The 24,056-nt window shown below is 68.0% G+C and carries 20 protein-coding genes and 3 pseudogenes; 14 read left to right on the top strand and 9 right to left on the bottom strand.

The annotated features are described in order from the left end of the window. Window positions 1-4 precede the first annotated feature (4 nt). Window positions 5-443 (bottom strand): annotated as a pseudogene (locus ABZ725_RS28890) (transposase); the annotation flags it as partial. A gap of 410 nt (window positions 444-853) precedes the next feature. Between ABZ725_RS28890 and ABZ725_RS28895 the strand changes: the two are divergent. From ABZ725_RS28895 to ABZ725_RS28915, 5 genes are all read left to right on the top strand, one after another. After that, on the top strand, window positions 854-1,042 hold the full coding sequence (locus tag ABZ725_RS28895) for a hypothetical protein (RefSeq protein ID WP_358805459.1): 189 nt from the start codon (window positions 854-856) through the stop codon (window positions 1,040-1,042). A gap of 107 nt (window positions 1,043-1,149) precedes the next feature. Further along, window positions 1,150-1,395, top strand: a complete 246-nt coding sequence (locus ABZ725_RS28900) for a hypothetical protein (protein WP_358805460.1) — start codon at window positions 1,150-1,152, stop codon at window positions 1,393-1,395. A 57-nt stretch (window positions 1,396-1,452) separates the two neighbouring features. Further along, entirely contained in the window at window positions 1,453-2,346 is an 894-nt protein-coding gene (locus ABZ725_RS28905) for a tetratricopeptide repeat protein (protein ID WP_358805461.1), read from the top strand. Next, window positions 2,343-2,876 carry a hypothetical protein gene (locus ABZ725_RS28910; RefSeq protein ID WP_358805462.1) on the top strand — a complete coding sequence of 178 codons (534 nt, stop codon included), beginning with the start codon at window positions 2,343-2,345 and terminating at the stop codon, window positions 2,874-2,876. Before ABZ725_RS28905 ends, ABZ725_RS28910 begins: the two co-directional genes overlap by 4 nt. A 108-nt stretch (window positions 2,877-2,984) precedes the next feature. Further along, entirely contained in the window at window positions 2,985-3,383 is a 399-nt protein-coding gene (locus ABZ725_RS28915) for a hypothetical protein (RefSeq protein WP_358805463.1), read from the top strand. Here the strand turns inward: ABZ725_RS28915 and ABZ725_RS28920 are convergent. The 4 genes and pseudogenes from ABZ725_RS28920 to ABZ725_RS28935 form a co-directional block, all read right to left on the bottom strand. Continuing rightward, window positions 3,338-3,598: pseudogene (locus ABZ725_RS28920) on the bottom strand (transposase); the annotation flags it as partial. The gene ABZ725_RS28915 and the pseudogene ABZ725_RS28920 overlap by 46 nt on opposite strands. A 115-nt stretch (window positions 3,599-3,713) precedes the next feature. Next, window positions 3,714-4,283: a GNAT family N-acetyltransferase gene (locus tag ABZ725_RS28925; protein ID WP_358805464.1), complete on the bottom strand. Its 570-nt coding sequence runs from the start codon at window positions 4,281-4,283 to the stop codon at window positions 3,714-3,716. A 347-nt stretch (window positions 4,284-4,630) separates the two neighbouring features. Beyond that, window positions 4,631-4,875: pseudogene (locus ABZ725_RS28930) on the bottom strand (transposase); the annotation flags it as partial. 44 nt (window positions 4,876-4,919) lie between these two features. Beyond that, complete coding sequence (locus tag ABZ725_RS28935; RefSeq protein WP_358805465.1) at window positions 4,920-6,404, bottom strand: amino acid permease; 1,485 nt, start codon at window positions 6,402-6,404, stop codon at window positions 4,920-4,922. A gap of 810 nt (window positions 6,405-7,214) precedes the next feature. Between ABZ725_RS28935 and ABZ725_RS28940 the strand changes: the two genes are divergently transcribed. After that, entirely contained in the window at window positions 7,215-8,837 is a 1,623-nt protein-coding gene (locus tag ABZ725_RS28940; RefSeq protein WP_358805466.1) for an MFS transporter, read from the top strand. 10 nt (window positions 8,838-8,847) lie between these two features. Here the strand turns inward: ABZ725_RS28940 and ABZ725_RS28945 are convergent, their stop codons facing one another. Then, entirely contained in the window at window positions 8,848-9,801 is a 954-nt protein-coding gene (locus ABZ725_RS28945) for a replication-relaxation family protein (RefSeq protein WP_358805467.1), read from the bottom strand. A gap of 269 nt (window positions 9,802-10,070) precedes the next feature. Between ABZ725_RS28945 and ABZ725_RS28950 the strand changes: the two genes are divergently transcribed. The 8 genes from ABZ725_RS28950 (at window position 10,071) to ABZ725_RS28985 (ending at window position 20,283) form a co-directional block, all read left to right on the top strand. Beyond that, window positions 10,071-10,532, top strand: coding sequence for a hypothetical protein (locus ABZ725_RS28950; protein ID WP_358805468.1), 462 nt, complete (start codon window positions 10,071-10,073; stop codon window positions 10,530-10,532). A 271-nt stretch (window positions 10,533-10,803) separates the two neighbouring features. Further along, complete coding sequence (locus tag ABZ725_RS28955) at window positions 10,804-11,637, top strand: LysR family transcriptional regulator (RefSeq protein WP_358805469.1); 834 nt, start codon at window positions 10,804-10,806, stop codon at window positions 11,635-11,637. Between the two features lie 224 nt (window positions 11,638-11,861). Beyond that, window positions 11,862-12,299 carry an ATP-binding protein gene (locus ABZ725_RS28960; RefSeq protein WP_358805470.1) on the top strand — a complete coding sequence of 146 codons (438 nt, stop codon included), beginning with the start codon at window positions 11,862-11,864 and terminating at the stop codon, window positions 12,297-12,299. 470 nt (window positions 12,300-12,769) lie between these two features. After that, window positions 12,770-14,350, top strand: a complete 1,581-nt coding sequence (locus ABZ725_RS28965; protein ID WP_358805471.1) for an MFS transporter — start codon at window positions 12,770-12,772, stop codon at window positions 14,348-14,350. An 89-nt stretch (window positions 14,351-14,439) separates the two neighbouring features. Then, complete coding sequence (locus ABZ725_RS28970) at window positions 14,440-15,336, top strand: GNAT family N-acetyltransferase (RefSeq protein ID WP_358805472.1); 897 nt, start codon at window positions 14,440-14,442, stop codon at window positions 15,334-15,336. Between the two features lie 323 nt (window positions 15,337-15,659). Continuing rightward, the gene (locus ABZ725_RS28975) at window positions 15,660-16,664 is read left to right on the top strand and encodes a threonine/serine dehydratase (RefSeq protein WP_358805473.1); all 1,005 of its coding nucleotides are present in this window, start codon (window positions 15,660-15,662) and stop codon (window positions 16,662-16,664) included. A gap of 85 nt (window positions 16,665-16,749) precedes the next feature. Continuing rightward, a complete protein-coding gene (locus tag ABZ725_RS28980) occupies window positions 16,750-17,202 on the top strand; it encodes a hypothetical protein (RefSeq protein WP_358805474.1) in 453 nt (150 codons plus the stop codon). Between the two features lie 423 nt (window positions 17,203-17,625). Continuing rightward, window positions 17,626-20,283, top strand: coding sequence for a LuxR C-terminal-related transcriptional regulator (locus ABZ725_RS28985; protein ID WP_358805475.1), 2,658 nt, complete (start codon window positions 17,626-17,628; stop codon window positions 20,281-20,283). Window positions 20,284-20,578: 295 nt separating this feature from the next. Here the strand turns inward: ABZ725_RS28985 and ABZ725_RS28990 are convergent, their stop codons facing one another. The 3 genes from ABZ725_RS28990 to ABZ725_RS29000 form a co-directional block, all read right to left on the bottom strand. Continuing rightward, window positions 20,579-22,744, bottom strand: a complete 2,166-nt coding sequence (locus ABZ725_RS28990; RefSeq protein ID WP_358805476.1) for an MMPL family transporter — start codon at window positions 22,742-22,744, stop codon at window positions 20,579-20,581. Window positions 22,745-22,844: 100 nt separating this feature from the next. Then, window positions 22,845-23,306 carry an ASCH domain-containing protein gene (locus tag ABZ725_RS28995; RefSeq protein WP_358805477.1) on the bottom strand — a complete coding sequence of 154 codons (462 nt, stop codon included), beginning with the start codon at window positions 23,304-23,306 and terminating at the stop codon, window positions 22,845-22,847. A 94-nt stretch (window positions 23,307-23,400) separates the two neighbouring features. Continuing rightward, on the bottom strand, window positions 23,401-24,018 hold the full coding sequence (locus ABZ725_RS29000) for a TetR family transcriptional regulator (RefSeq protein ID WP_358805478.1): 618 nt from the start codon (window positions 24,016-24,018) through the stop codon (window positions 23,401-23,403). Window positions 24,019-24,056 lie beyond the last annotated feature (38 nt).

Consider the following 24,056-nt stretch of genomic DNA (forward strand, 5'->3'; position numbering starts at 1 on the left):
CTCGTAGGGGCAGTCCGTTCGCGTCGGACAGGACGTGCATCTTGGAACCGGGCTTTCCCCGTTCCACGGGGCTCGGACCTGCAAGTTCGCCCCCTTTTTTTAGCCCTCGCGTGTGCGGAATCGAGGACCGCACGGGACAGGCCGACCAGGTCCTGCTCGTCCAGGAGCTGGAGAACCTTCTGATGCAGCCGTCCCCAGACTCCAGCACGGGACCAGATGGCGAAGCGGCGGTGCACGGTCGAATTCGACGCTCCGAAACACGGCGGCAACGCCCGCCAGGCGCAGTCGCTGACCAGTACGTAGATGATCGCGGCAAACACCGCCTCATCATCGATGTTCACGACTCCGCCGCCCTGCGGACGCACCCGGGCCGGCGGCAGCAACGGCCTCGCCAACTCCCACAAGCCGTCCGGAACGATCCATCCCCACCGTCCACTCCCCATGTCCGGCACAACTGCCAACTGGCCATGTAGAACACGGTCTTAGAAGTCGACGTCCGAGGGGTTGGCGGGCGGCCTGCCGCAGTAGATTCCTGCTACGCCGCGGCCGTGTTCGTCTGCTGAGCAGCTGGCCGTCCACGCGCTTTCACCGGCGGCCGGGCCGCCGTCGCTCAGCCAGATCCAGATTCGTCGAACCGCGTGCTCGCGGTGCAGATGCAGGGACAGGTGCGGTCGCGCGTGCTCCACCGCATTGGTCACCGGCGCGCGCGACCAGGAACCCGGTTGCAAGAACCCGTTCCGCCATTCAAGTAGCGACTACTCACTCAAGGGTGTGGGGCGTCCGCATACGTTTCAGCCATCCACATCACCGTGCACATGCGGGAACCCGCTGGAAATCAGAGACAGGAGATGCCATGAAGGACGTTGCCGAGGTCGGGACCATCTGGGCGAGCAGGACGGGCAGTTACAACCACAACGAGATCGTGGTGCCCGTCGACCTTGACGCCGAGGTGGACGAGGGCGCTGGGACGGGGGCCGTCGAGGCCGGTCTCTATCCTCGCTGGGGCTGGTCGAACCACAACGAGATCGTGATTGCCGGCTGACACTGTCGGCGCGTGTGAAGGGCGTCTTCGGTGAGTATTCGCAGTGGCGGATCCGGCCGGGGGCACCCTATCCGTCTTGTGGTGGCGGACCGGTGGGGTGGGACGGTATGAGTGGTGTGGGCGAGTCGGTGACGGCCGGGGCTCTACGCGCGGTCGCTGTGGAGGAGACGTGGGCCAGGCCGGCGCCGCTGCGGCATGGGCTGGTCGACGCGGTCCTGGAAGGCGGCTTCGCCACCGTCAAGGACTTCCTCGCGAGCGCCCGCGCCTTCTACCTGTACGACAAGGCCCACCCCACGTCGGCGGCCGCTGGTCCTCCCGACAGCGGCCGCCGGCGACACCCCGTGGGCCAGTAGCCGGCCACCGCAGCACCACCTCCTGCCGCAGCATCCTGTGCCGAAGGATTCAGCACCGTGACCCCGCCCCGAGAGACCGAGTCGACCGAAGCCGCCCTGCGGGCCGCCGCCGCCCGCCACCGCAACGACCCCGCCGGGCGTCTGGGCGCCCAGCTCGCGCTGGCCCGGCTGTGGCGTGTGAGCGGCGACTACCGGCGCGCCGGAGTCCTGCTGGCCCTGACCCTCGGCGCCGCCGAGCACGCCTACGGTCCCGACTCCCCGGATGTCGCCGAGGTGTGCAACGAATGGGGCGTACTGGGCAAGTACACCGGGCACTTCGACCGGTCCCAGACCCTCTATCTGCGGGCCCTGGCCATCTGTGAGAACACCTACGGCAGTGACCACGACACCGTCGCCACCCTCTGCCACAACCTCGGCGGCCTGGCCCACACCCGTGGCGCCCACCAGGAGGGCGAGCCCTGGGCCGCCCGCTCGGTGAGCATCCGTACCCGCCTGCACGGTCCCGACCACTCGCTGGTCGCGGCCGACCGGGCCGCCTGGGCCGCTCTCCTGGACGGCTGCGGCCGCCCCGGCGATGCGGAAACCCAACTCCGCGCCGCCCTCACCGTCTTCCAGCGCGTCCACGGCACCGAGCACTACGAGATCGCCGTCACCACACACAACCTCGCCGCCCTCCAGCACCGCAGAGGCCACCACACCGCCGCCATCGACGCCTACACCCGCGCCCTCGCCCTCAAAGCACGCCTCCTCGGCGACTCCCACCCCGACCTCGCCACCACCCTGGTCAACCTGGCCACCGCCCACCGCCAACGCGGCGACCACGACCAGGCTGCCCCGCACTACACCCGGGCCATCGCCATCCTCACCCCCCACGTCACCCCCGATCACCCCACCCTGACGGCCGCCCGGCAAGGACTCTCCTTGTCCCGCACGGAAGGCACGTACGCATGAACCGCCTGTACGAACGCACCACCAGGCGTCGTACGACATCGCAGCTCGACGCAGCGCTGCGGGCCGCGGTCACCGCACACTCCGAGGCCCACCAGCTCGGCGACGTGCTCGGCACAGCGGTGAACTGCCACGAAACCTGGAGCGTGCGACTGCGTAAGCCGGGACTGCTGTCACGGCTCACCGGCACGGCAGACCCCGACACCGCGCATCGCATGGTCGTTGTCGTCGCGCCCCGGTACCTTGTCGTCGCCGTGGAGGGGAAGAGACGCGGCGTCGATGTCCTCTCCGCGCGGCTGGACAGCGTAAGTCTCAGCGAGTCGTCCGAGCTTCGCCGGTTGGCCCGCGAGGCTGCCGCCTCGGCCGGGCGGTTCGGCAGGCTGCCCCCTGACGACTTCGGGACCAGCGTCACCGCGCTGTGGTCGGGTGCACGAGAGGCATCGTCGTTCTACATCGGAGTCAGCGACGACGCGGAAGGCCGTGCACTCCTCGACGAGCTCCACGCTGCAGTCACCCGAGCGAAAAGCACCTGACCGTCCGGCAGGGGGCGGACACGGCGGGGGAGTAGTCACGTTCGCCGACCTCGCGGCTGAGCATGCAGGCAGGCATCCTGGCACGTCGTGCCGGCATAGCTTGCGTTCGTGGCTGAGATCTGGGACGTACAGCGGCTGATCGCAGAGGGATTGGGACCCGTCTACGTCGAACCGGAGTGGTACGACGGTCCTCGTGGCGGACTCGCCGGCATCGACGGGGTGGCTCACCAATTCCAGTGCGACGACGTCGACCCCTCCCGCGCCCCTGACGAGTACTTCGTGTGGCCTGCATGCGAGACCCTGGTCGAGCTGTACCGGGAAACGGGGGTCTTCGCACACCAGCGACACGAAGCCGGGACTGCCGACGTCGAGAGCCATCCTGGGAACGGCGGGATCGACGCCTGGTACGACGAGCTGGAGGTGTTGCTCGCCCCGCAGCGTCAGGTGCCCGTCGACGCGCAGCGCTCGGTCGCCCGCGACGAGCGCACCCTGGTGGTGTACCCGTAGATCAGCAGCCGGGCCATCAACCGCGGGTCATACGGCGGGAACCCGCGCTTCTCGGTGTAGGACGCCAGGATCGGGCCCAGATCGAGCACCTCGTCGACCAGTTCGGCCTCGAATCGGGCCAGATGCCCCTCGGGCAGCCACTCATCCAGCGACGGCGGCAGCATCAGCATCTGATCGGGGACGAACGCCCGGAAGGTCTTCTTCACCGCCACCATCGGCGCGATCTCCGGCTTCACGACCGCCGCCGGATCCACCTCGAACAGGCCAACCCCACCAGACATACCAGGATTTTCCCATATGGAAGATCACCAACAGGAGGCGGCGTCGGGCTCAATCGCCTGATCGACTGCCAAGATCCGCGGACAGCGCCGCGTAGATGTACTCGCTGCCCCAGCGATCCCCGTCGAGGTCGTTCTCGACCAGGTGCGCCTCCCGGCGCATCCCGAGGCGCTCACAGACCCGCACAGACCCGGTGTTCTCCACATCCAGCCGTGCGTAGAGCCGGTGCACGCCCAGCGTGTCGAAGGCAAACCCGGCCAGCGCCGCGGCCGCCTCGGTCGCGTAGCCGTGCCCCTCGTGGCCTGGGTCGAGAGTCCAGCCGATCTCGGCCTGGGCGGCGCGGGCATCGGCCAGGCCGAGGCTCACCTCGCCAAGGACGCCGGGCTCATCGCGTCGGCAGACAGCGAGCGACAGCTTGTCCCCGTCGGCGCGCCAGGCCGTCTGCGCCGCGCGCTCGGCGGCAACCTGCTCGCTGCGCTCACGCGTGTGCGCCGGCCGGTACAAGTAGCGCGCCACGCTCGGCAGGCTCTGGTAGGCGTACAGGTCGTCGGCGTCGCCGGGAGTGAACAGACGCAGCGACAACCGGGACGTGGTCAACGGCAGCAGCGATGCGATGTCCATGCGGACCTCCGGGACGCGGATGTGGATCAAGTTGCGGACTGATCGTCGCATCACGACTGCCCGGCAGCACGCCTTTTCAAGGGCAGCGCTCGGCAGCCGCACTTCACCACGAGGCGCGGCATTCCAGGAGTTGTTTACTGACCCACGCTCCTAGCCATCGGGCGGACCTACGCGACAAGGCCAATCGCGGGGAGGTGGACCGATCGGGGCGATGGGGAGAGGGGGGTTCGTGGGCCGCAGGTTCTGGTCCGGAGCTACGCGTTCCGCTCGGCTTCCGGAGCGGCACGCTCGAGGCGGACCACGGAACCTTGCCGACCGTGTCCAACGCCAGCGCGTCGATCGTCGCGTCAGTCGCGGAGCATGGCGAACAGCATGCTGATGCGGTGGCGGGCCGGACGGAGAAGGCCTTGCGTGTGGCTCTTTCCACGGGCCTGGCATCGGTCGAAGTAGGTGCGGGAGGCGGGATCGTGCAGGGCGGCGAACGCGGACAGAACATCGCGCGTTTCAGTCGCCGGTTGCCGCCTCTGGGTGCGTGTTCGCCGTGTATCGAGGTTCCCGACGACTTCGTCGTCGAGGCCAGGCCGGCGTAGGAGGACGCGGCCCACATCCCGTGCGGGACAGATTGGTTTCGGAAGATCAATGCTTGAAGGCGCTCACGTCTCCGGGCTCGGTGTCCAGCGCCTCGCGGTCGAATTTCAGCATGAAGAGGAAGTACAGCCCGCCTGCGGCGAGCAGGCCGACCACGATCACCACGGAGACGAGCGCTTCCCGGGGTGCCACCAGGACGAACAGCGCTACGAGCGTCCACGCCAGCGCGCAGATCGCGACGGGAAGCTCGAAGCGCCCGAGGTCGAATGCACCCTTCTTGCGATCCAGTCCTTTGCGCACCGCCAGGTAGAGGACGACCGTCGAGCCGTAGGTGATGGCGGGGAGGATCGTCGACGCCGTGATCAGCTCCAGGAGTGCGGCACCCGGCAGGGCGACCATCAGAACGACCCCCAGGGTGAAGATCAGGACCGTCGCCGGGATCGGCGTCTGTGTACGTGGGTTGACCCGTCGCATCAGCCGATGGGCAGGGAAGCGTGAGTCCCGCGACATCGCGAAAATCATCCGCGAGCAGGCGACCATCACGACCATCCCGGCGCCGAAGAACGCGAAGGTGATCGCGACCAGCAGCACCTTCTCCATCACCGGACCGAGCTGATCGCGCATGATCGCCGCGACCGGTGAGCCGTTGGCGGTGACCTCGGGGATGTCATCGATCGCGACGGTGAGCGCGATCAGGAACAGCATGCCCAGCAGTCCAGCCGCCACCACCGACCCCACGATCGCCCGCGGCACGCTGCGATGGGGGTCCTTGGCCTCCTCGGCCAGGTTCGCCGCGGCGTCGAAGCCGACGAGCGTCGCAAGGCCCATGATCATCGCAAGCATCAACCCGCCGCCGACGGCGAAGTAGTCGGGGGCGTTCTCGGTGACACCGCGCGAGACGAGATTGTCGGCCGCGCCATCACCCGTGACCACCACGGCGATGGTGAGCGCGATCGCCACCACCACGACAAGCGCCAGTTCGATCCCGACCGCGCCCGTGTTGATCAGGCTGACGAGGCGTGTCGAGGCCACTGCGAGCAGGGCCTGGACGAGCAGTACCACGACCGTGATCAGGCGCGCGGTGCCCTCATCCGGCTCGATGCCGGCGAGCGGCATGAACGCCTGGCTTGCCAGCGCGTTGTCGACCGCCACCACGCCGATCGCCAGGTAACAGAAGGCCAGCCAACCGAACCCCCAGCCGATCTTCGGGTTGGTCAACCGTGACGCCCATTGATAGGAGGAGCCGCTGAGCGGGATACGGGCAGCGAGCTGCGCGACCACCAGCGCCACCAGGACCTGCCCCACCGCCGCGATGACCCAGAGCCAGATCCCGACCGGCCCCGCAGTCTGCAGTACGTCGTCGTAGGTCGCGAAGATGCCGACGGCCACCGAGATGAACGCGAACGAGATCGCGAACACTTGAAAAGAGCCGAGCGTCCGTTTCAGCTCCTGCTGGTAGCCCCCGAGCTCCACGGAAGTCTCTACCCGATCGCCCGCCTGACTTTCCATCGGACCTTCCGCCACCTCAGCCACCACACCTTCCATCGGGGCCGCCCGACGATGCCCCTGCACGTTTCACGGCCAGTGCCCCATCTTGACCATCCGTGTCACGTCTTCTTCCTGTACGACACGTCAGGGGAGCCGCGCACCCGCGAGCGGAACACGTATGCCGAGTACGCGTCTCCCGTCCGGCTCAACCTGGTGCCCATGCTCGGCGCGAGGAAGCCGGAGTCACAGCGGCCCGAAGGTCGCCGCCACATGAATCCCGCCCGTCGCACCAACTGCAAGCCGGGCGGTCGGCGGCGGGTTACGGCACGCCCCAGCTTGATGGACCACCGCGTACAACCTCCAGGACCGGCCCCGCGTGGTGTTCGGCTGCCAGTGCGCGGCTTCGGCGTCGACCACCCGAAAACCAATTCCTTCGACCTGTACGGACGTCGGGAGGAGACACCGGCCGCCACGCCGCGGAGGGCAGTAGGCCGTACGAGACGTCTCTCACTCTGACTCGGCAAATCAAGTCGACGGGTCCAGCGGCCTCTCCGTACCGTCGGCCTCTACGATCACGATCTGGCTCTCGACCGGCAAGCCTGCGCAGCAGCCGCCGCAGGGCTGGGCCGCCTGTCCTCATCGGCCACGACCAGGTCGCCTCGAACCGGGCCTCCACTCTGCGGTCGCTGAGGTTCTCCAGGACCAGAACCTGCTGGAGCACGAGCCGGTTGGCGCCGTCCTGATCCGCCGGCAAGTGCCAGCGATCTTAGTGGGCGTGTCATCCCAATGGGGCGATGTGCGGCACGGCGGATCAGGCAAGACTCTCGCGAAGCCCAACTTCGCCCCGGAGGTTCCATGTCGAAAAGCGGCGCGCCTCGCATCGACGTTCCGCGCGAGGCCCCGGCGCGGGCGTCGCTCGTCTTGACGTCCCTGATCATCGTTGCCGCCGTGGCCAACTTGAACCTGTCGGTGGCCAATGTGGCACTGCCCGCGATCGGGAAGGCCTTCGACTCCTCCCAGGCCGCGCTGAACCTGATCGCCGTGGGGTACTCCCTCGGCCTGGCCGCATCGGTGCTCTATCTGGGTGCGGTCGGCGACCGTCACGGCCGCAAGCTGCTGCTGCTCCTCGGCATCGCTCTGTCCATCCCCGCCTGCCTGCTCGCCGCGTACGCGCCGAACGACACCGTCCTCGTGGCGGCCCGGATCCTCGGCGGGCTCTCGGCCGGCATGGCCTACCCGACCACCCTGGCGCTGATCACCGCCCTGTGGGCGGGGCCGGCGCGGACGAAGTCGATCGCGCTGTGGTCGGCCCTGGGCGGCGGCATCTCCATGCTCGGGCCGGTGATCGCGGGCGCCCTGCTCGAACGCTTCTACTGGGGGTCGGTGTTCCTGATCACCCTGCCCCTTGCTGTGGTCGCGCTGGTCATGGCCCTGCTGTTCGTCCCCGCGCACGCCAACGAGTCGGCCGAACCGGTGGACAACCTCGGCGGCGTCCTCTCCGTCTTCCTGGTCGCGGGACTGGTGCTGGCGATCAATTTCGCCGCCGTCCCCGACCAGGGGTCACTGGTCGTCGGCCTCGCCGTGATCGCCCTGGCTGCCGGAGCGGCGTTCTTCTGGCGTCAGCGCCGGGCTCCGAACCCGTTGTACGACCTCCACATCGCCGGCCGGCGCACTTTCTGGGTCGCCGCATGCGCGGGAATCATCGTGTGGGGCTCCATGATGGGGTCGGCGTTCATCAGCCAGCAGTACCTGCAGAACGTGCTCGAGTACAGCCCCGTCGAAGCCGGCGCCGCCATCCTTCCCCTCGTCGTGATGATGGTGCTCGTGGCGCCACGGTCCGCGAAGCTGGTCGAGAGACGCGGCGCCCGCACGACCCTGCTGATCGGTTACGCGTTCCTCTTCCTCGCCTTCGCCTGGATGTTGCTGTTCTGGGGCGAGGACAGCGGCTACTGGCAGATCGGCTTCGCCTACGTGCTCATCGGTATCGGCGCCGGCTTCGCCGGGACGCCTTCATCCCACTCGCTGACCGGATCGGTGCCCGTGCGACGGGTCGGCATGGCCTCAGGCACCGCCGACCTGCAACGCGACCTCGGCGGGGCCATCATGCAGTCCGTCATGGGCGTGCTCCTCACCGCCGGCTATGCCTCGGCCTTCAGCGCGGCGATCGCCGCTTCCCCCGACAGCAAGGAAGTGTCGGACCAGGTCCAGAGCGAGCTGACGAAGTCGTTCGCCTCCGCCGGGCAGGTCGCCCAGCAGCACCCCCGCTACGCCGACCAGATCGTCGCGGCAGCACGCAAGTCGTTCCTCCACGGCGACGACTGGGCGTACACCGTCGGCCTGGCCGCGATCGCCCTGGGTGCGCTGCTGATCTTCTTCATGTTCCCGCACCGGGACGCCGAGCAGGAACTCCTACGGCGCTACTGCACCGAGGACTCCGCCCCTGCCGCCACCGAGAGGCCGAGCGGACCGGGAGCCTGAGGCCGGCCGGTCAGCAGGTCGCCGACCGTGTCCGTGCGCGGCCTTGCCCCAGGGCCGTCGAAGGCAGGTCTGAGGACCGGACTGACGCGGGCGAGGACGCGGGCGTGGCCTGCTTGACCAGCCGGGCAGCCACCTGCAGAGTCGGAACGCAGCACCGCGGCCAGTACCGGAACCTCGCGCACGAAGCCGGCCACATTGACGGCCCGCGCGGCCGCTCGCAGGGCCCGTATACGGGACTCGACCCCGCTGCGCCGGTGCCGTCCAGGACGAACAGCAGCCGCGGGAACAGCGGGTACTGCCTGCGCCACTCTTCGCTCGGCAGCTCGAACGCGGCGACCGGTACGGCGGCGACCGACAGGGGCGCGTACCGGTGGAACCGCGCATACGCCCCCAGTTTCGCGGCCAGCCGCTCTGGGCCCATTGTGGCGCGGTCGACCTCGAGGAAGGCCCGCAGCATCGACCGGACATCCCCGTCCCCGTCCAGGCGGCCGCGCTGGTAGTACAGCAGGGCGTCCGGGATGACGGCTTCTCCGCCCCCGATGGGGTGGTGGACTTCCGGGAGGAAGTCCAGCGGCCGGCACACCTCCTCACGACGGCGCGCGTCCAGCAGGAACTGCAGCCCCGTCTCGGTGACGGTCAGGGTGTGACTCACTTGCAGCCGCGCGGCGACCGGATCCGACACCAGCCTCAACGGCCGCCGCCCGCGCAGCTCCGGCCACTCCCCGGCGACCTGCACCCCGTACCTGGTGGCGAACCACACCCGGCTGCACCCTGCCTGCGGCAGGGTGATGCGGTCGACCAGGCCCTCGGCGCGGAGCTTGGCCAGCCGCCGCCGCGTCTGCTCGATCCGCACCCGCGGGGCGATGATCAGATGCATCTGCTCCTTGGTGGCCATCCGGTACTGCACCAGCACCGCCAACGCCAGCCGGTCCCCGGCACCGGCTTCCGCATCCGCTCTCGTCATGGTCGGCGACTCCCGCACGCGCACGGTGCGGTGCCGCCTCGTTGCGGTACCGCGCGTACGACCGAGCGCATCAGCCGGCCCCGACCACACCACCGACCATCAGGGCCCGACCACGGTCACGGTGCGACAACACTGCCCCCGACCGGGCCGATTTCCCTGCTCACAGCAGCACCTGCACCCGTGGCCGCCGCGCCTGTTCCTCACCACCGAAGCCGTCATCGATTCTCGGGCTTGGACAGACCCTCTACAGCGGAGCCTGGTCAGGCATCGTGCCGACGCTGGTTGCGTCCCCGGAACTGACGCGCGCCAACGCCCGTCTGCAGTCGGGTTCTCTCATCACCGACACCCTGCTCGGTACCCCGCTGGGCGCGTTCCTCTTCGGCGTCTGCGCCACGCTTCCCTTCGCCGTCGACGCGGTGTCGTTCGCGGCCGCTGCCGTACTGGCCCTGACGCTGAGCGGCGACTTCCGTCCACGGCCGCAAACCACACCAAACCCTTGGAGGAGGTATCCGCGGCACGGTGATCCGGTACGGGCGGATCTGCCGCTGGGTTCTGTCGCAGCGGACGCACAGCGTGTTGTCCTGACGCCGGATCCGCAGGTCGGGCGTGTCGTCGTCGCCGCACCAGCGGGCCAGGGGCGGTTCATGGGCGGCTGGTGCGCCGTGCCCTGCCTGGGTCAGTTGGCGGGGGGTGGAGGGAGGAGCCGGCTGAGCATGTGGTGGGTGTGGTAGTGGACCGGCAGCACTCTTTCCTGCCGTGCGGGCGTATTCGATGCATGTGATTGCTCGTGGCGACGAGTCGGCCGTTGTCGCCCGCGACCTGCGGGTCACCGTCCCCCGGCGCGAGGGGCACAGGATCACGTGGACAAAGCCGTCTAGAACCCTGGCCGGCACCGGTCAAACGTACGCACGGCATGAGCCCGGTCCTCGGGAGCCGTGTCGAAGCCCCTGCCGTCGGCGGAAGGAACCGGCGACTCTTGAGGGGCGGATATAAGCTGTGGTTATGGGCCTGGATCTGGAGACGTCGCTGCTGCGTGCCTTCGTCACCTGCGCCCGGTCGGGGAGCATCAGCAGAGCCGCGGCCGCGCTGGGGCACAGTCAGCCGGCGCTCAGCCAGCAGCTCAGGAAACTTGAACGCTCCATCGGGGACCCGCTGCTGCACCGGTCTGCTGCCGGCGTGTCACTGACCAGGGCCGGGGAGACTCTTCTGCCGTATGCGGAACGCATTCTGGCGCTGTCGGCGCAGGCCGTGGCCGCCACCGGGCAGACCGTGGTCGGGCACTGCGGCGTAGGCCTGATCGAGGACCTCACCGCCGCGCCCCTCGCGCAGGCCCTGGCCGACTTCGCCCACATACACCCGCAAGCGACGCTGGAGCTGGTCAGCGGTCACGGACCGGCGATGAGAAGGGCTTTCGCGAGCAACCGCATCCACTTGGCGCTGTGCGACCCGTCCCATCTCCCCGAGCCTCCACGCTGGACCGTACGGCTGCCACTGGTGTGGGCTGCCGGCCCCGAGGTGGATCTCGGTCTGGACCCGCTGCCGCTCGTGCTGTTCTCGCAGCCGTGCCGCTGGCGCATGCCGGTGCTCGACACCCTCAAGGACAGCGGATACGCCTGGCGTATCGCCTTCGAGAGCACCAGCCTGGCCGGTGTGCAGAGCGCGGTCCGTGCCGGGCTGGGCGTGGCGGCCGTACTTCCCGCCCAGGTCGAGCCCGGGACGGCAGTGCGCGGCCTGCCAGAACTGCCCGACGTGGAACTCGGATTGGTTCGGCGCCCAGGCACCGAGGGCGATCCCCTGGTCGACGCGGTCGAAGAACTCCTGAAAAGCCTCATCTGACACCCCACCCAGGAGATGATCTCTCTCGACTCGGTGCTGACTCGCCGCGCCATGCATGTCCAGTTCGGTAGAAATCGCCAGATTGAGTACTGCTTGCTCAATCGCCACGGTGGTGCGTGGCCGTCTCCTGGAGTGGTCGGAACCCACTCCCTTCGGTCGTGATCACCATGAGTCCCACCACGTACGCTGCCGCAGCCGGCACCTCTGCCGGAGTTCCATCCGCCATGGCGGAGCCCAGGCTGTCCACGGCAGCTCGGACCGCCCTGGAATGGGGTCTGCCGCTGGAACGTGATCTTTCGTCTCCCTCGACCGCCCGCCGCGAGGCCCGCAGGGTGATGAATTCCTGGGGGCTCGAAGGCGAGATTCTGGATGACGCTCTGCTGGTCGTCTCGGAGCTGGTCACCAATGCGGTGCAGTATGCTCTGCCGCCCATCAGTCTGTCTCTCTACCTCTCCGACGATCAGGCTTTGCTCGTCGAGGTATCCGATGGCGGCCCTTCCCTTATCGACAACGGATGGGCCGCTGACCGCCCTGCCGACGAACACGGGCGCGGGGGTGTTATCGTCGGCGCCCTGACCGCGGGTGCCGGTGAAATAAGCCAGCATGACGGGGCCGTCCACCGTTGGGCCGCCGTGGGGTCACCGGACGACCACCGGTCCTGATACCGCAGCCGTAGATCTGCGCCGGCCCGTCCCTCGCCCGTTTCCGGGACCGGCGTCGGCAAGCCGACGACCAGGGGCCGCTGTCCCGGGCAAGGGGACGTGGTGACCAGGGCAGACACCCGTCCGGCGATGGTCCGGGCGTTGTCATCACCTCGGTGACGACGACCTTCCGGGACGCCCGGCAATGTGGGGTCGGGTGCTGTGCACCGCAGCCCGGCTCCAGTTAAGTACCCGTTACTCATTTCCACTGCCGAGCCCCTTGAGATCCTGTTGGTAAGCCTGGTTAGGCGGACTATCTCAACCGGGGCGAGCCTCAGGACAGCAGCCGAAAGAACAGCTTCACTCGCGCTGACTTCAGAGGATCATCCGGCGGGCAAAAAGCTCTCGAATGGATAGAGCGCTGAGTGCTGTTCTGAGGACAGGTCGGGGCGCATCGTCTATTTACCAGTTTCGATTTAAGGATATTCCTCGTGAATGGCCTCACCAATCCAGACCGGGCCGGCGCGCCGGTGCGCGCGGTTCGCCAGGGTGCGGTTCTCGCCGTGACCTGCCTGGCGCTCGCGACCGTCGTGTCGGCGATGGCATCGCTGAACGTGGCGCTGCCCGACATCGCCCGTGAGACGCATGCCAACCAGACCCAGCTGTCGTGGATCATCGACGCCTACAGCCTGATCTTCGCCTCCTTCCTGCTGCTCGCGGCAACCCTCGGCGACCGCTTCGGCCGTCGCAAGGCGCTCCTGGCCGGGCTCGGACTGTTCGCGGGAGTCTCGCTGGCTGCGACCTTCGCAACCGATCCGGACGTCCTGATCACCCTTCGCGCGGTCCTGGGCATAGCAGCCGCATTCGTCATGCCTGCCACACTGTCGACGATCACCAGCACGTTCCCCCGAGCTCAGCAGGCGCGTGCCGTCAGCATCTGGGCGGCGGTCGCGGGCGCCAGCGCCGTGCTGGGACTGCTCGCCTCCGGCGCGGTGCTCGAAGTGTGGTCGTGGCGGTCGGTGTTCTGGCTGAACGTGGTCCTGGCAGGAGCGTCGCTCATCGGCACGTACCTCTTCGTGCCCGAGTCCGCACAGCCGGGCAAGCAGCGCATCGACGTGGTCGGGGCAGTACTCACAGTGGCGGGACTGGGTGCGCTGGTCTACTCGGTCATCCAGGCGCCCGAGCACGGCTGGGGCAGCGTCCGCACACTGGTGGGCATCGGTGTCGGGCTCGCCGTGCTGATCGCGTTCGTCGCCTGGGAACTGAGGCACCCGCACCCCCTGCTGGACCCGCGACTGTTCCGCCACATGCCGTTCGCGGCCGGATCTCTGTCGATCACACTGCAGTTCTTCGCATTCTTCGGATTCATCTTCGTCGTCATGCAGTACCTCCAACTGGTGCGCGGCGACAGTGCTCTGATCGCTGCAGTCAGCGTGCTGCCGATGTCCGCGGCGATGATTCCCAGCGCCCGCCTGAGCCCGCGTCTGGTTGCCCGGCGTGGCGCTCGCGGCCCCTGGACCGTGGGCCTCCTCCTGGTCGCCACCGGCCTGCTCGTGCTCGCTCAGCTCGACGCCGACAGCTCGTACTGGCTGATCGTGGGCGGGCTCGTGCCGCTCGGCGCGGGCATGGGGCTGGCCATGACCCCGGCCACCGCGGCCATCACCGACGCGCTGCCTCCTCGCCTGCAGAACGTGGGCTCCGCCGTGAACGACCTGTCCCGCGATCTCGGCGGCGCCCTGGGCATCGCCGTCCTCGGCAGCGTCCTGAACGCCGGGTACCGCGACGAGCTCGACCTCACAGGACTCCCCGCTCCCGTCGCGGAGGCAGCCCGCTCATCCCTCGCGGCGGCCAACCACGTGGGCCTCGCCACGGGCAACTCGTCACTGATCGAACAGGCCCGTGACGCCTTCGCCTCCGGAATGCACCTCGCCCTCATCAGCGGCGCCGGAGCCGCGGTGCTGGCCGCCGTCGTCGTCACCTTCCTGCTTCGCCGGGCAGGCAAGACCAGCACGGTTGTCGGAGAGGCGCCGGACAGCGACACGGGCCACCGATTGGCGAAGTCGGTGCGGTAGCCGCTAGCCGACTGACGTCATGTCACACGCGCTACCGGGCGGGGCCTCGCACCGCGGGGCCCCGCCCGGTAGGGAGAAAGGACCCCCCCATGACCACTCCGAGGCGCCCTCAGTCGGTGCACCACTCCCCGTCTCCGCAACTGCCCGAGTCCCTTTCGGCCCTCGCCTCGGCCTTCGCCCTGCTGGGCAGACGCTGGAACGGCCTGATCATCGCGGCCGTCGCCAAAGGCCCGGCCGACTTCGCGCAGGTGCGCGAGCGCGTCCCCGGCATCAGCGACCGCATGCTCGCCCGTCGCCTCCGGGAGCTGACCACGGCCGGCCTGGTGACGGGCACCGTCCAGCCGGGCGCGTCACCGTGCACCCACTACACACTCTCCTCCCACGGTGCGGCTTCTCTCATCCCCCTGGCCGCCCTGACGGTATGGGCGCAGGACCACGTCACCGCGATGGGGACGCCGTCTTCCGGGCCCCCTGAGCGCGGTGCACGCAGCCGTCCTGACTTCGTGGTGAGCGAGTTGGACCTGGCGGACGAAGCGACGGCGGCGGCAGTGCACCGCATCGGCCGCCGTGCGTATGCCGTCGAAGCCGACCTGATCGGCTTCGACGGCATACCGGCCCTGCGAGAGAGTCTGGAGGAGATGCAGGCACAGCCTTTGCGCTGGCTCGGGGCGAAGACGGACGGCGGACAGATCGTCGCCTTCGTCGCCTGGCAGCACCTGGCCGAAGGCGGCGGCATCGACATCGCCCGCGTGTGCGTCGATCCCGCATGGTTCCGGCACGGTGTGGCATCACGACTGCTGGAGCACCTCTTGGCCGCCCCGGCCCCCGGCGGGCATGTGCTGGTGAGCACCGGCGCCGACAACTCTCCCGCCATCGCCCTTTACGAGCGCCATGGCTTTTCCCGCGTGGGCACCACCGAACCCGCACCCAACCTGCGCATGGCTCAGTTCCGGCTCACCCGGCAACACGCGCAATCCGTCGCATAGTCCTCAGATCGCGGCGGTCGGCGTCGGAGCCGTGGCCCCTGTCGCCGAGCAGCGAATCGGGGCGGCGGCGTGGACGGCGTGGACGTTTGGGACGTCCGGCTGCCGTCGGGATGCCGTCGCTGACGTCGGCCGCGGTGGTGAGGGCCTTGAGCGGGTACCGCGTCGCAGGTCAAGTGGCGTCTGCCGCCCGTCTTCCACCGGCCGACCGGCGACGGACCGATGTCGGCTCCCCCCCTGCCGCGGAGCGCTCACGCCCTCCCGAACGGGCGAAGCGTCCCATCGGCCCTGCCCGACCAGGACAACCATCGAATTGAGGCTGGCTAATGGCTCTCGTCACTTTCAATGACATCTATGCGGCCAGTCAGCGCCTGGCGCATGTGGTGTCCCATACATCGTTGCTCAAGGCGTCCTGGGCCTCGTGCGCCCACCGTTCCCTGCTCCTGAAGCCTGAGAACCTGCAGATCACAGGTTCGTTCAAGATCCGCGGCGCTTACAACCGCTTGTCGAGGCTGTCCGAAGCCCAGAAAGCCCGAGGGGTCATCGCGCGGTCAAGCGGAAACCACGGCAAGGCTCTCGCCTACGTGGCGCGCCAAGAGGGCGTGAAAGCCACGATCGTTATGCCCGCTACTGCAGCCAAGGCCAAAGTCGACGGCATTCTCGAATACGGGGCCGAGGTGAGGTTCGCCCCTCTCGAAGAGTGCGCCAAGGTGGCCGAGGAGCTGGCCGAAAAGCATGGCTTCGTCATCGTCCCGCCTTTCGATGACCCCGACATCATTGCTGGCCAGGGAACGGTAGGCCTGGAAATCGCCGAGGAGGCGGTTGCTCGGGGACTGGACGTTGACACGGTGCTGGTGCCAGTCAGCGGAGGCGGCCTGATTTCCGGTGTCGCGGCCGCACTGAAGCTCACGAGGCCCGGAGTGCGAGTAGTGGGCGTCGAGCCGGAGCTGGCGGCCGACGCGCGGGAAAGCCTGCGCGCCGGCAGACGAGTGACCTGGCCGACTCAGCGCGTCAGTAGAACGCTGGCTGACGGGATGCAGATGAGTACCGTAGGCGTGCACCCCTTTGAGCACATGCAAGTACTCGTCGACGACATCATCACCGTCACAGAGGAAGAGATCTGCTCGAGCGTAGCAATCTTGGCACGTCGTGCCGGCATGATCGCCGAGCCTTCCGGGGCAGTCACAACGGCAGCATATCTGTATCACGAGCGCGACCTTCCGGCCGGTGCTGCGCACGTAGCGGTAGTCAGTGGTGGAAATGTCAATTCCGACCTCCTCGAGTTGCTGCTGAAAGAACCTCCTCTCCCGTTTATGGGTTGTTGCCATTAGCCGGCGTGCACCCGAGGTGAGCTCAGAGCTTCAGCCGTAGGTCGTGATCATGTACGCGGATGCCAGTCGCCAGTAGCCTGCCTATGTGGCTGAGACCTGGGACGAACAGCAGCTGATTGCAGATTGGTTCGGGCATGTGTGCGTTGAGCCGGCGTGGTACGACGGTCCCTGCAGCGGACTCGTCGGCATTGATGGGGTGGCTCACTACTTCCAGTGCGACGACGTCGACTTCTCCCGCGCCCCGGACGAGTGCTTCGTGTGGCCTGCGAGCGAGATTCCGGTGACTTTGGAGCGGGAGCAGTGGGGGATCTTTGCGCGGCGGAACCAGCGATACGAAGCCGGGACCGCTGACATCGAGAGCCATCCCGGGCAGGGAGGGATCGACGCCCGGTACGACGAGCTGGAAGCGTTGCTCGCACCGCAGCGTCAGGCACCCGCCGATGCGCGGCGACTGGTCGCCGAGTGGCGGTTCGACGGCGAGGGCCGCTACCGGGTCGACGGGGTCGGCCACTGGGGCAGGTGGAGCCCGGACAGGTGAGGACGCCGTCGATCATCGGGTGTTGCGTCGACGATCAATGTCGAGCGGCGCGAGCCGGTGTGGAGGAGCAGCCGGGCGGCCGGTTGAGGGGCCACCCCCTGCATGTGCCACGGTCGGGCGACGCCGGCAGCCGCCAGGGGGCGGCGCTCGGGAAGATCGGGACCCAGGTGGCGACATGCGCTCAGGAGGCCTTCACCCCGCAGGAGCAAACCGGTCGCGCGCTGATCGCCCGTCGTGCCACGGAGGCACGGATGCGGGCCCTGGGACGGCATGGCAACGATGTTTTGCCGAAGCGTGGACCAAAAGATGATGAAGTGAGGCAGAGCGGGACACGTATGCTGGGTGCGCCCCGAGTCGGCTCTGAGTAAGTGCCTGCCTGCCCTGCAGGGATCGCTCTGCGGCTGCTGGTAAGGAAGGTCGAGGATGAAGAAGATCGGTGTCGGACAGCGTCCGCTGGCGGGGCGCGATTCTGAACTTCGCCTCTATCGAGCTGCGCTGGCCGACCCGGAGTGCAGGGGATTCGCGATCTTCGGACCGCAAGGTGTCGGCAAGTCCAGGCTGGCTGATGAGTTTCTCAAAATAGGCACAGCAGGGGGATGGAAGGCGCTCCGGGTAACTGCCACGAGGGGAGCCTCAACTGTCCCCTTCGGTGCTATCGCGCACCTGATTCCAGTCGGAGTGGCCGCTACCGATGTTGCCGCCGTGTTCACCGGAGTTGCGTCCGGTCTCGATGAGAAGAAGAGGAAAGGGACTCTGCTTCTCGTGGAGGATATTACTCTGCTGGACCAGTCCTCTCTCATCATCGTTCAACGGCTTTCCGATGCAGGAAAGATATTTCTGATATCCACCAGGCGTGACGGAGAGCGTGAAAATCCGGACTCGGATTCTCTTACCGTGGGATACGGTTTCCGGCAAGTAAGCCTCAAGAATCTCGACCAGGAATCAATTCACCGTCTGCTCGAGTCCACTCTTGAAGGAGCTGTGAGCCGTAGGACGTCGTACGAGTTGTACTTGAAGAGCGCAGGCAACCCGCTGTTTCTCCGTGAACTTGTCTTTGCCGCACTCGAGTCACGGTTCATGAGGAATGACGGCGAGGTCTGGGAACTGGAACCGGCAGCAGAATCCGCTACGACCACGCCGCAACTCACCGATCTGGTCGAGTCCAGACTCTCGGCCATCTCGACCGAGGGGCGCGCTCTTCTCGAGGCGATCTCCGTATGCGGCGAAGTCTCACTCGACGGTGTCGTATCCCGGGAAAAACAGGACGACGCGCTGATAGAACTTGAGGCCGAGGGTCTGGTGAATATTTCCCTCGACGGGCGGCGTACACGCATCGACCTGGCGCACCCCATCTATGGTGAGGTTCTCCAGAGGAACATGCCTCCGTTCAAAAGAAGACGCGTGTACCTCGATCAGGCCGCCTCGCTGGAAGCTCATGGGCTTCGGCGCCGTGACGATTTCTTCCGGTCTGTCGCCTGGCGTGTCGAGGCGACTGGATCGGCAGAGACGGATCATCTTGTCGCGGCCGCCAGACTCGCCCGGGACGCTCACAGCTACACCCGAGCCGTACAACTTCTGGAGGCCGTGCCGCAGCCGGAGAGGACTGCCGCCTGTCTCCTCCTTCTGGGGCACTGCCTTGCTCAGGCCGGCAGGACAGAAGAGGTCGAGGACGTGCTGGTTCAGGCTCAGGGGCTGGCTGCCGGCGAGGACGAGATCCTCGACGTCGCCTTTGCGCGGGTGCAGAACCTGTTCTGGGTCCAGGGCGGCAAGGCTGAGGCTCTGGAGGTGATCGCCGAGGCCGGCCGGCATGCCCGCAGTTCATCGGCGCTGTTCCGGATTCGCTCTGCCGAGGCCACCATCCGCATCGCCTGCGGTGATCCGCAGGCCGGCCTGGACGCCCTCGGCGAGATCGACTACGACGTCGAGGATCCAGCAGAGATCAACGTGCTGCTTCTCAGTCTCATGTACCAGTCCCCGGGACTGACCATGACCGGCCGTACGGCCGAGGCCATCAGCACCGCCGAAAACGCGTACAAGGTCAACCTCAAGTACCACGATCAGGCGCTGTACCTGCACCCTTCTGCTCAGCGCAATGGCCTGATCTTCGCGCTCGCCGAGGCCGGTCGGCTGCCGGAGGCCCGGGCTGTGGGGGACCTCGCACTGGGGGAGCTCATGGCCGCGCGAGCCCAGGTGCCCCATGTGTGGACGGCACTGCAGATGGCACGTGCTGAATGGCTTTCGGGCCATCCGCGTTCTGCCAGGCACTGGTACGCGGAGTCGGTCGCCCTTGCCAGGTTGCATGGCCAGACGCTGGCGATGCGACCCGCTCTGTGCGGCCTCGCGGCGGCCGCCGCGCAAGTGAATGACACCGTCAGTGCGCGGAAGGCCATGGACGAAGCAGCGCAGTACCCCCATGTCGGCCTGTTCGTAGGAGAAGACGACCTCGCCACAGCCTGGCTCCACGTCGCCGACGGAAAGCTCGCCGCCGCGCGCGAGGTGCTCGAGGCGGCCGCGGCTTCAGCACGTGCATCCGGAGTCCTGAGTTCGGAAGCCGCGCTCCTGACCGATGTCGCCCGACTGGGCGGCGCACGTCAGGTTGTGGGAAGACTCGGCGAGCTCGCAGACGTCTGCGACTCGGCATTCACCCGTGCTCGGGCGGGTTATGTCGGAGCGCTGGCGGCAAACGATCCGCCTGCCTTGGAAGTTGCGTCTGCCTCGTTCGAGAAGATGGGGGCAGACCTGCTCGCAGCGGAGGCGTCCGCGGCGGCTGCTGCTGCGTGGAAGCGCGCGGGCGAGTCCCGCAAGTCGACAGCCGGCGCCAACCGGACCGCCCGGCTTGCTGTCCTGTGTGAGGGTGCCCGCTCTCCCGGTTTGACCACGGCCGTCGAGCCGGCTGCGGCACTGACGGCCCGTGAGCGAGAAATTGCTGTCCTGACCAGTTCGGGCGCATCGGCGCAAGCGGTGGCAGAGGCCCTCTCGATTTCCCGGCGGACCGTAGAGAACCACCTCTACAGCATTTACGGCAAACTCGGCGTTTCTACCCGGGCAGAGCTCAAGAAGGCGCTGGAGGCAACGGACTGAGGCACTCGGCTCGTGCGGTGTGCTCGGCCCGGTCGATCAACACCCCTGCAAGGGCGCCTGACGTGGTGTTGGCCGAACCGTCGGCAGCGAAGTCGGCATCTTCCTCGGTACTTCGAGAGCCAGTGGGTGATGGCCGTGCTGTCTGCAGCGACAGCACGGCCATCTTTCCAAGCGGCGGCTTCGTCCCCACGGGCCGCCGCTCTCCGGGGCGCGCCTCGAGCAGATGGTGCTCGGGCGTGTGCGGCGGCGCCGACCGCACCGCACAAGGCCCCGAGATCTCCGGATCGTCCCTGGTTCAGACGGGGATCAGTCCGCGGTCCTCGTCCGAACCACCCGGGCTCCGGGACAGTTCCTTGTCGAGTTGCTCGCCCTCCACGTCGACGTTGGGCAGAGTCCGCTCCAGCCGGCGGGGCAACCACCAGGCCCGCCGCCCGAGCAGAGCCAGCACGGCCGGAACGATCGCCATGCGGACCACGAAGGCGTCGAAGAACACCGCGATCGCGAGTCCGAAACCGATCATCTTGATCATCTGCTCGCTGGATCCGATGAAGCCCGCGAAGACCGCGATCATGATGACTGCCGCCGCGATCACCACGCGGGCACTGTGACGGAAGCCGGTGACGATCGCCTCCCCGGGCCGCTGACCGTGGACGAACGCCTCGCGCATCCGGGTGACCAGGAAGACCTCGTAGTCCATGGCGAGGCCGAAGACCACGCCGATCATGAAGATCGGCATCATCGACATGACCGGGCCGGTCTGCTCGACGCCGAACAGCGAGCCGAGCCAGCCCCACTGGAAGACGGCCACGACGGCGCCGAGCGCGGCGACGACCGAGAGCAGGAAGCCGAGCGCCGCCTTGAGCGGCACGAGCAGCGAGCGGAACACCACCATCAGCAGGAGGAAGGCGAGACCGACGACCAGCGCGAGGTACGGCAGCAGGGCGTCGCTCATCTTCTGTGAGAAGTCGGTGTTCAGCGCGGTCGCACCGGTGACATAGACGTGGTCGCTGCTCTTGTCCCGGATCTCGTGGACCAGGTCCTCGGTGGCGAGCGAGGACGGCCGGTCCTTCGGGATGACCGTGATCATGGCTGTGTCGCCGGCCTTGTTGAGGGTCGGCGGGGTGACGGCGGCCGCGCCGTCGAGATTCCGGATGATCTTGATCGCCCGGTCGGCCTCGGCTCTGTCGCCGTCGACGACGACCGTCAGCGGGCCGTTGAAACCGGGTCCGAAGCCGTCGGAGAGCAGGTCGTACGCCTTGCGCTGGGTGGTGCTGACGGGCTGCGAGCCGTCGTCGGGCAGGCCGACCTCCAGCGAGGCGGCCGGCACGGCGATCGCGCCGAGGCCGACGACGCCGACGAGAAGGACGGCGACCGGGTGACGGAGCACCAGACGCGCCCAGCGGGTGCCCATGTTCGGCTTGTCCGGGACGGCCCTGCCCTTGCGGACCTTGCGGCCGAGGACCCGGTCCCCGGCGAAGCCCAGCAGGGCCGGAATCAGGGTGAGAGCGATGAGCACCGCGACGACCACGGTGCCGGCCGCGGCGAAGCCCATCTTGGTGAGCAGGGGGATGTTGACGACGGCCAGGCCCACGAGGGCGATGACCACGGTCAGGCCGGCGAAGACCACGGCCGAGCCCGCTGTGCCGACGGCCCGTCCGGCGGCCTCCTCCTTCTCGCGTCCCTCGGTGAGTTCCGCGCGGTAACGGGAGACGATGAACAGCGCGTAGTCGATGCCGACCGCGAGGCCGATCATCATGGCGAGCGTCGACGTGGTCGTGCCCAGGTCGAGGGCGGCGGCCAGCGCCGTGATCGTGGAGATGCCGATGCCCACGCCGACGAGCGCGGTGAGCAGCGGCAGACCCGCGGCGATCAGCGACCCGAAGGTGACGACCAGGACCACCCCGGCGATCACCACACCGATGATCTCCCCGGCACCCGTCTCCGGCGCCGCCTGCAGTGCGTCGCCGCCGATCTCGACAGTGAGCCCGTCGTCCCGGGCCTGCGCACCGGTCTTCTTCAGGGCGTGGAGGGTGTCGTCGGTCAGCTCCATGGAGCCGACCCGGTAGGTGACGGACACGTACGCCGTCGAGCCGTCCTTCGACACAGCCTGCGCCGTGTACGGGTCGGTGACGGAGGCGACCTGGCCGGAGCCGGACTTCAGTGCGGCGACCGCGCCGGTGACCTCGGCCTTGGGACCGGGGTCCGTCATCTTCTCGCCGGCGGGCGCTTTGAAGACGACGCGGGCGGTGGCGCCGTCGGCACTGCCACCGGGGAAACGTTCCTCCAGTAGGTCGAAGGCCTTCTGGGCCTCCGTGCCGGGGACGGAGAACGACGACGAGGTGGCAGCCGGCGCGGAAGCCGCGCCGAAACCGGCGAGCGCCAGCAGGGCCACCCATATGAGGGCCACAAGCCGGCGGCGCCGGAAGGCCAGCCGCCCCAGCTTGTAGAGAAACGAGGCCACGAAGGCTCCTGTATATCGAGGGGGACGAGAGGAACAGGGTCGGCCTGCCTCCTTGACCGCTCAGGTCAGAGAGCTGCGCGCCCATCAGGTGCGGGTCCTCTCAGGTACTCATCGTCCTTTCGGCGCTGAGCCCCTCACATGAGTAAACGATGCCTATAAGTCCCGCTGGGCACAGCAGGTTCGCCAGGGGATGTGACGGCGGATCATGGTGCCGTGTTCCCTCTGGCCGATGTGGTCGGCGCAGCCGAGGGCAGGGCGCTGAGCGGGCCTCATAGCTGGGCGGAAGAGAGGAAACCTGGGCCGGTGGGTTCGCATCACCGCGCCTCCGGGAAGAGCCAGACTGTCGCGGCCCGCTACGTCCGCGCAACAACCTCCTCGCCGACGCCCTGCAGACCCGGGCAGCGAGCCGGAAGGCCAAGCACACCACAGGAGTGTGATCATCAACGGGGGTGCCGATGCGGCTCCAATAGCGCCGATGACCAGCGCGCCACTCCTCGAGAGAGGCATCACCCTCGCCTTCGGTCCCGGCGTGCTGCCATGTCATCTCGATGAAGGGCTTCACTCAGCGCGCCCGGTACGGCGTCGGCGCACCGCTGCCGGGCATGACAGTCACCTGCGCAGCGGTGAGGGGTGCCGGATTCCCCGGCGGTGACGCCTCAGCCGGCCGTGTCGCCAACTTCTCCGAACAGCACCTGGCTCGGCTCAAGAGTGGCCTCGATGGCCGGGGCGAGGCCGTCTTCGATCTCGTCCCGTGTGAGGGCGGTCACCGCGGGAAGGCGCAGCAGATAGCGGGTCAGCCCGAGGCCCAGGAGCTGGGAGGAGACCAGGCCCGCCCGGCGTGCGGCGAGCTCGGGGCCCAGGGCCGCGACCAGTGCCGGGGCGATCTGCGTCGCGAAGATTTCGTGCATCCGGGTCGCCGCGTGTTCATTGGTGACCGCCGAGCGCAGCAGGACCAGCAGCGCGTCGTCGGCCGGGTCGCCCTCCCAGCGCTCCAGGAAGTGCCGTACCAGCGCTCGTGCCAGTTCGTCCGGCGCAACGGCTGTGAGGTCCGGCAGGCGCAGGTCGATGGCCAGCGCCGCGTCGAAGAGCTGGGCCTTGTTGCCGAAGTAGCGCATGACCATCGAAGGATCGATGTCGGCGTCGGACGCCACGGCGCGGATGGTGGTGCGTTCGTAGCCCTGGGCGGCGAATCGCTCACGTGCGGCGCGCAGGATAGCGGCCCTGGTTCGGTCGGAACGCTTGTCTGTGCTGGTGGTCTCAGTACCCGGCGTCATGTCAACAACTGTATGCCAACGGCAGTTGACTTTCCAGT

Origin of the sequence: Streptomyces sp. NPDC006872, assembly GCF_040635845.1 — a bacterium.
Taxonomy (GTDB): Bacteria; Actinomycetota; Actinomycetes; order Streptomycetales; family Streptomycetaceae; genus Streptomyces.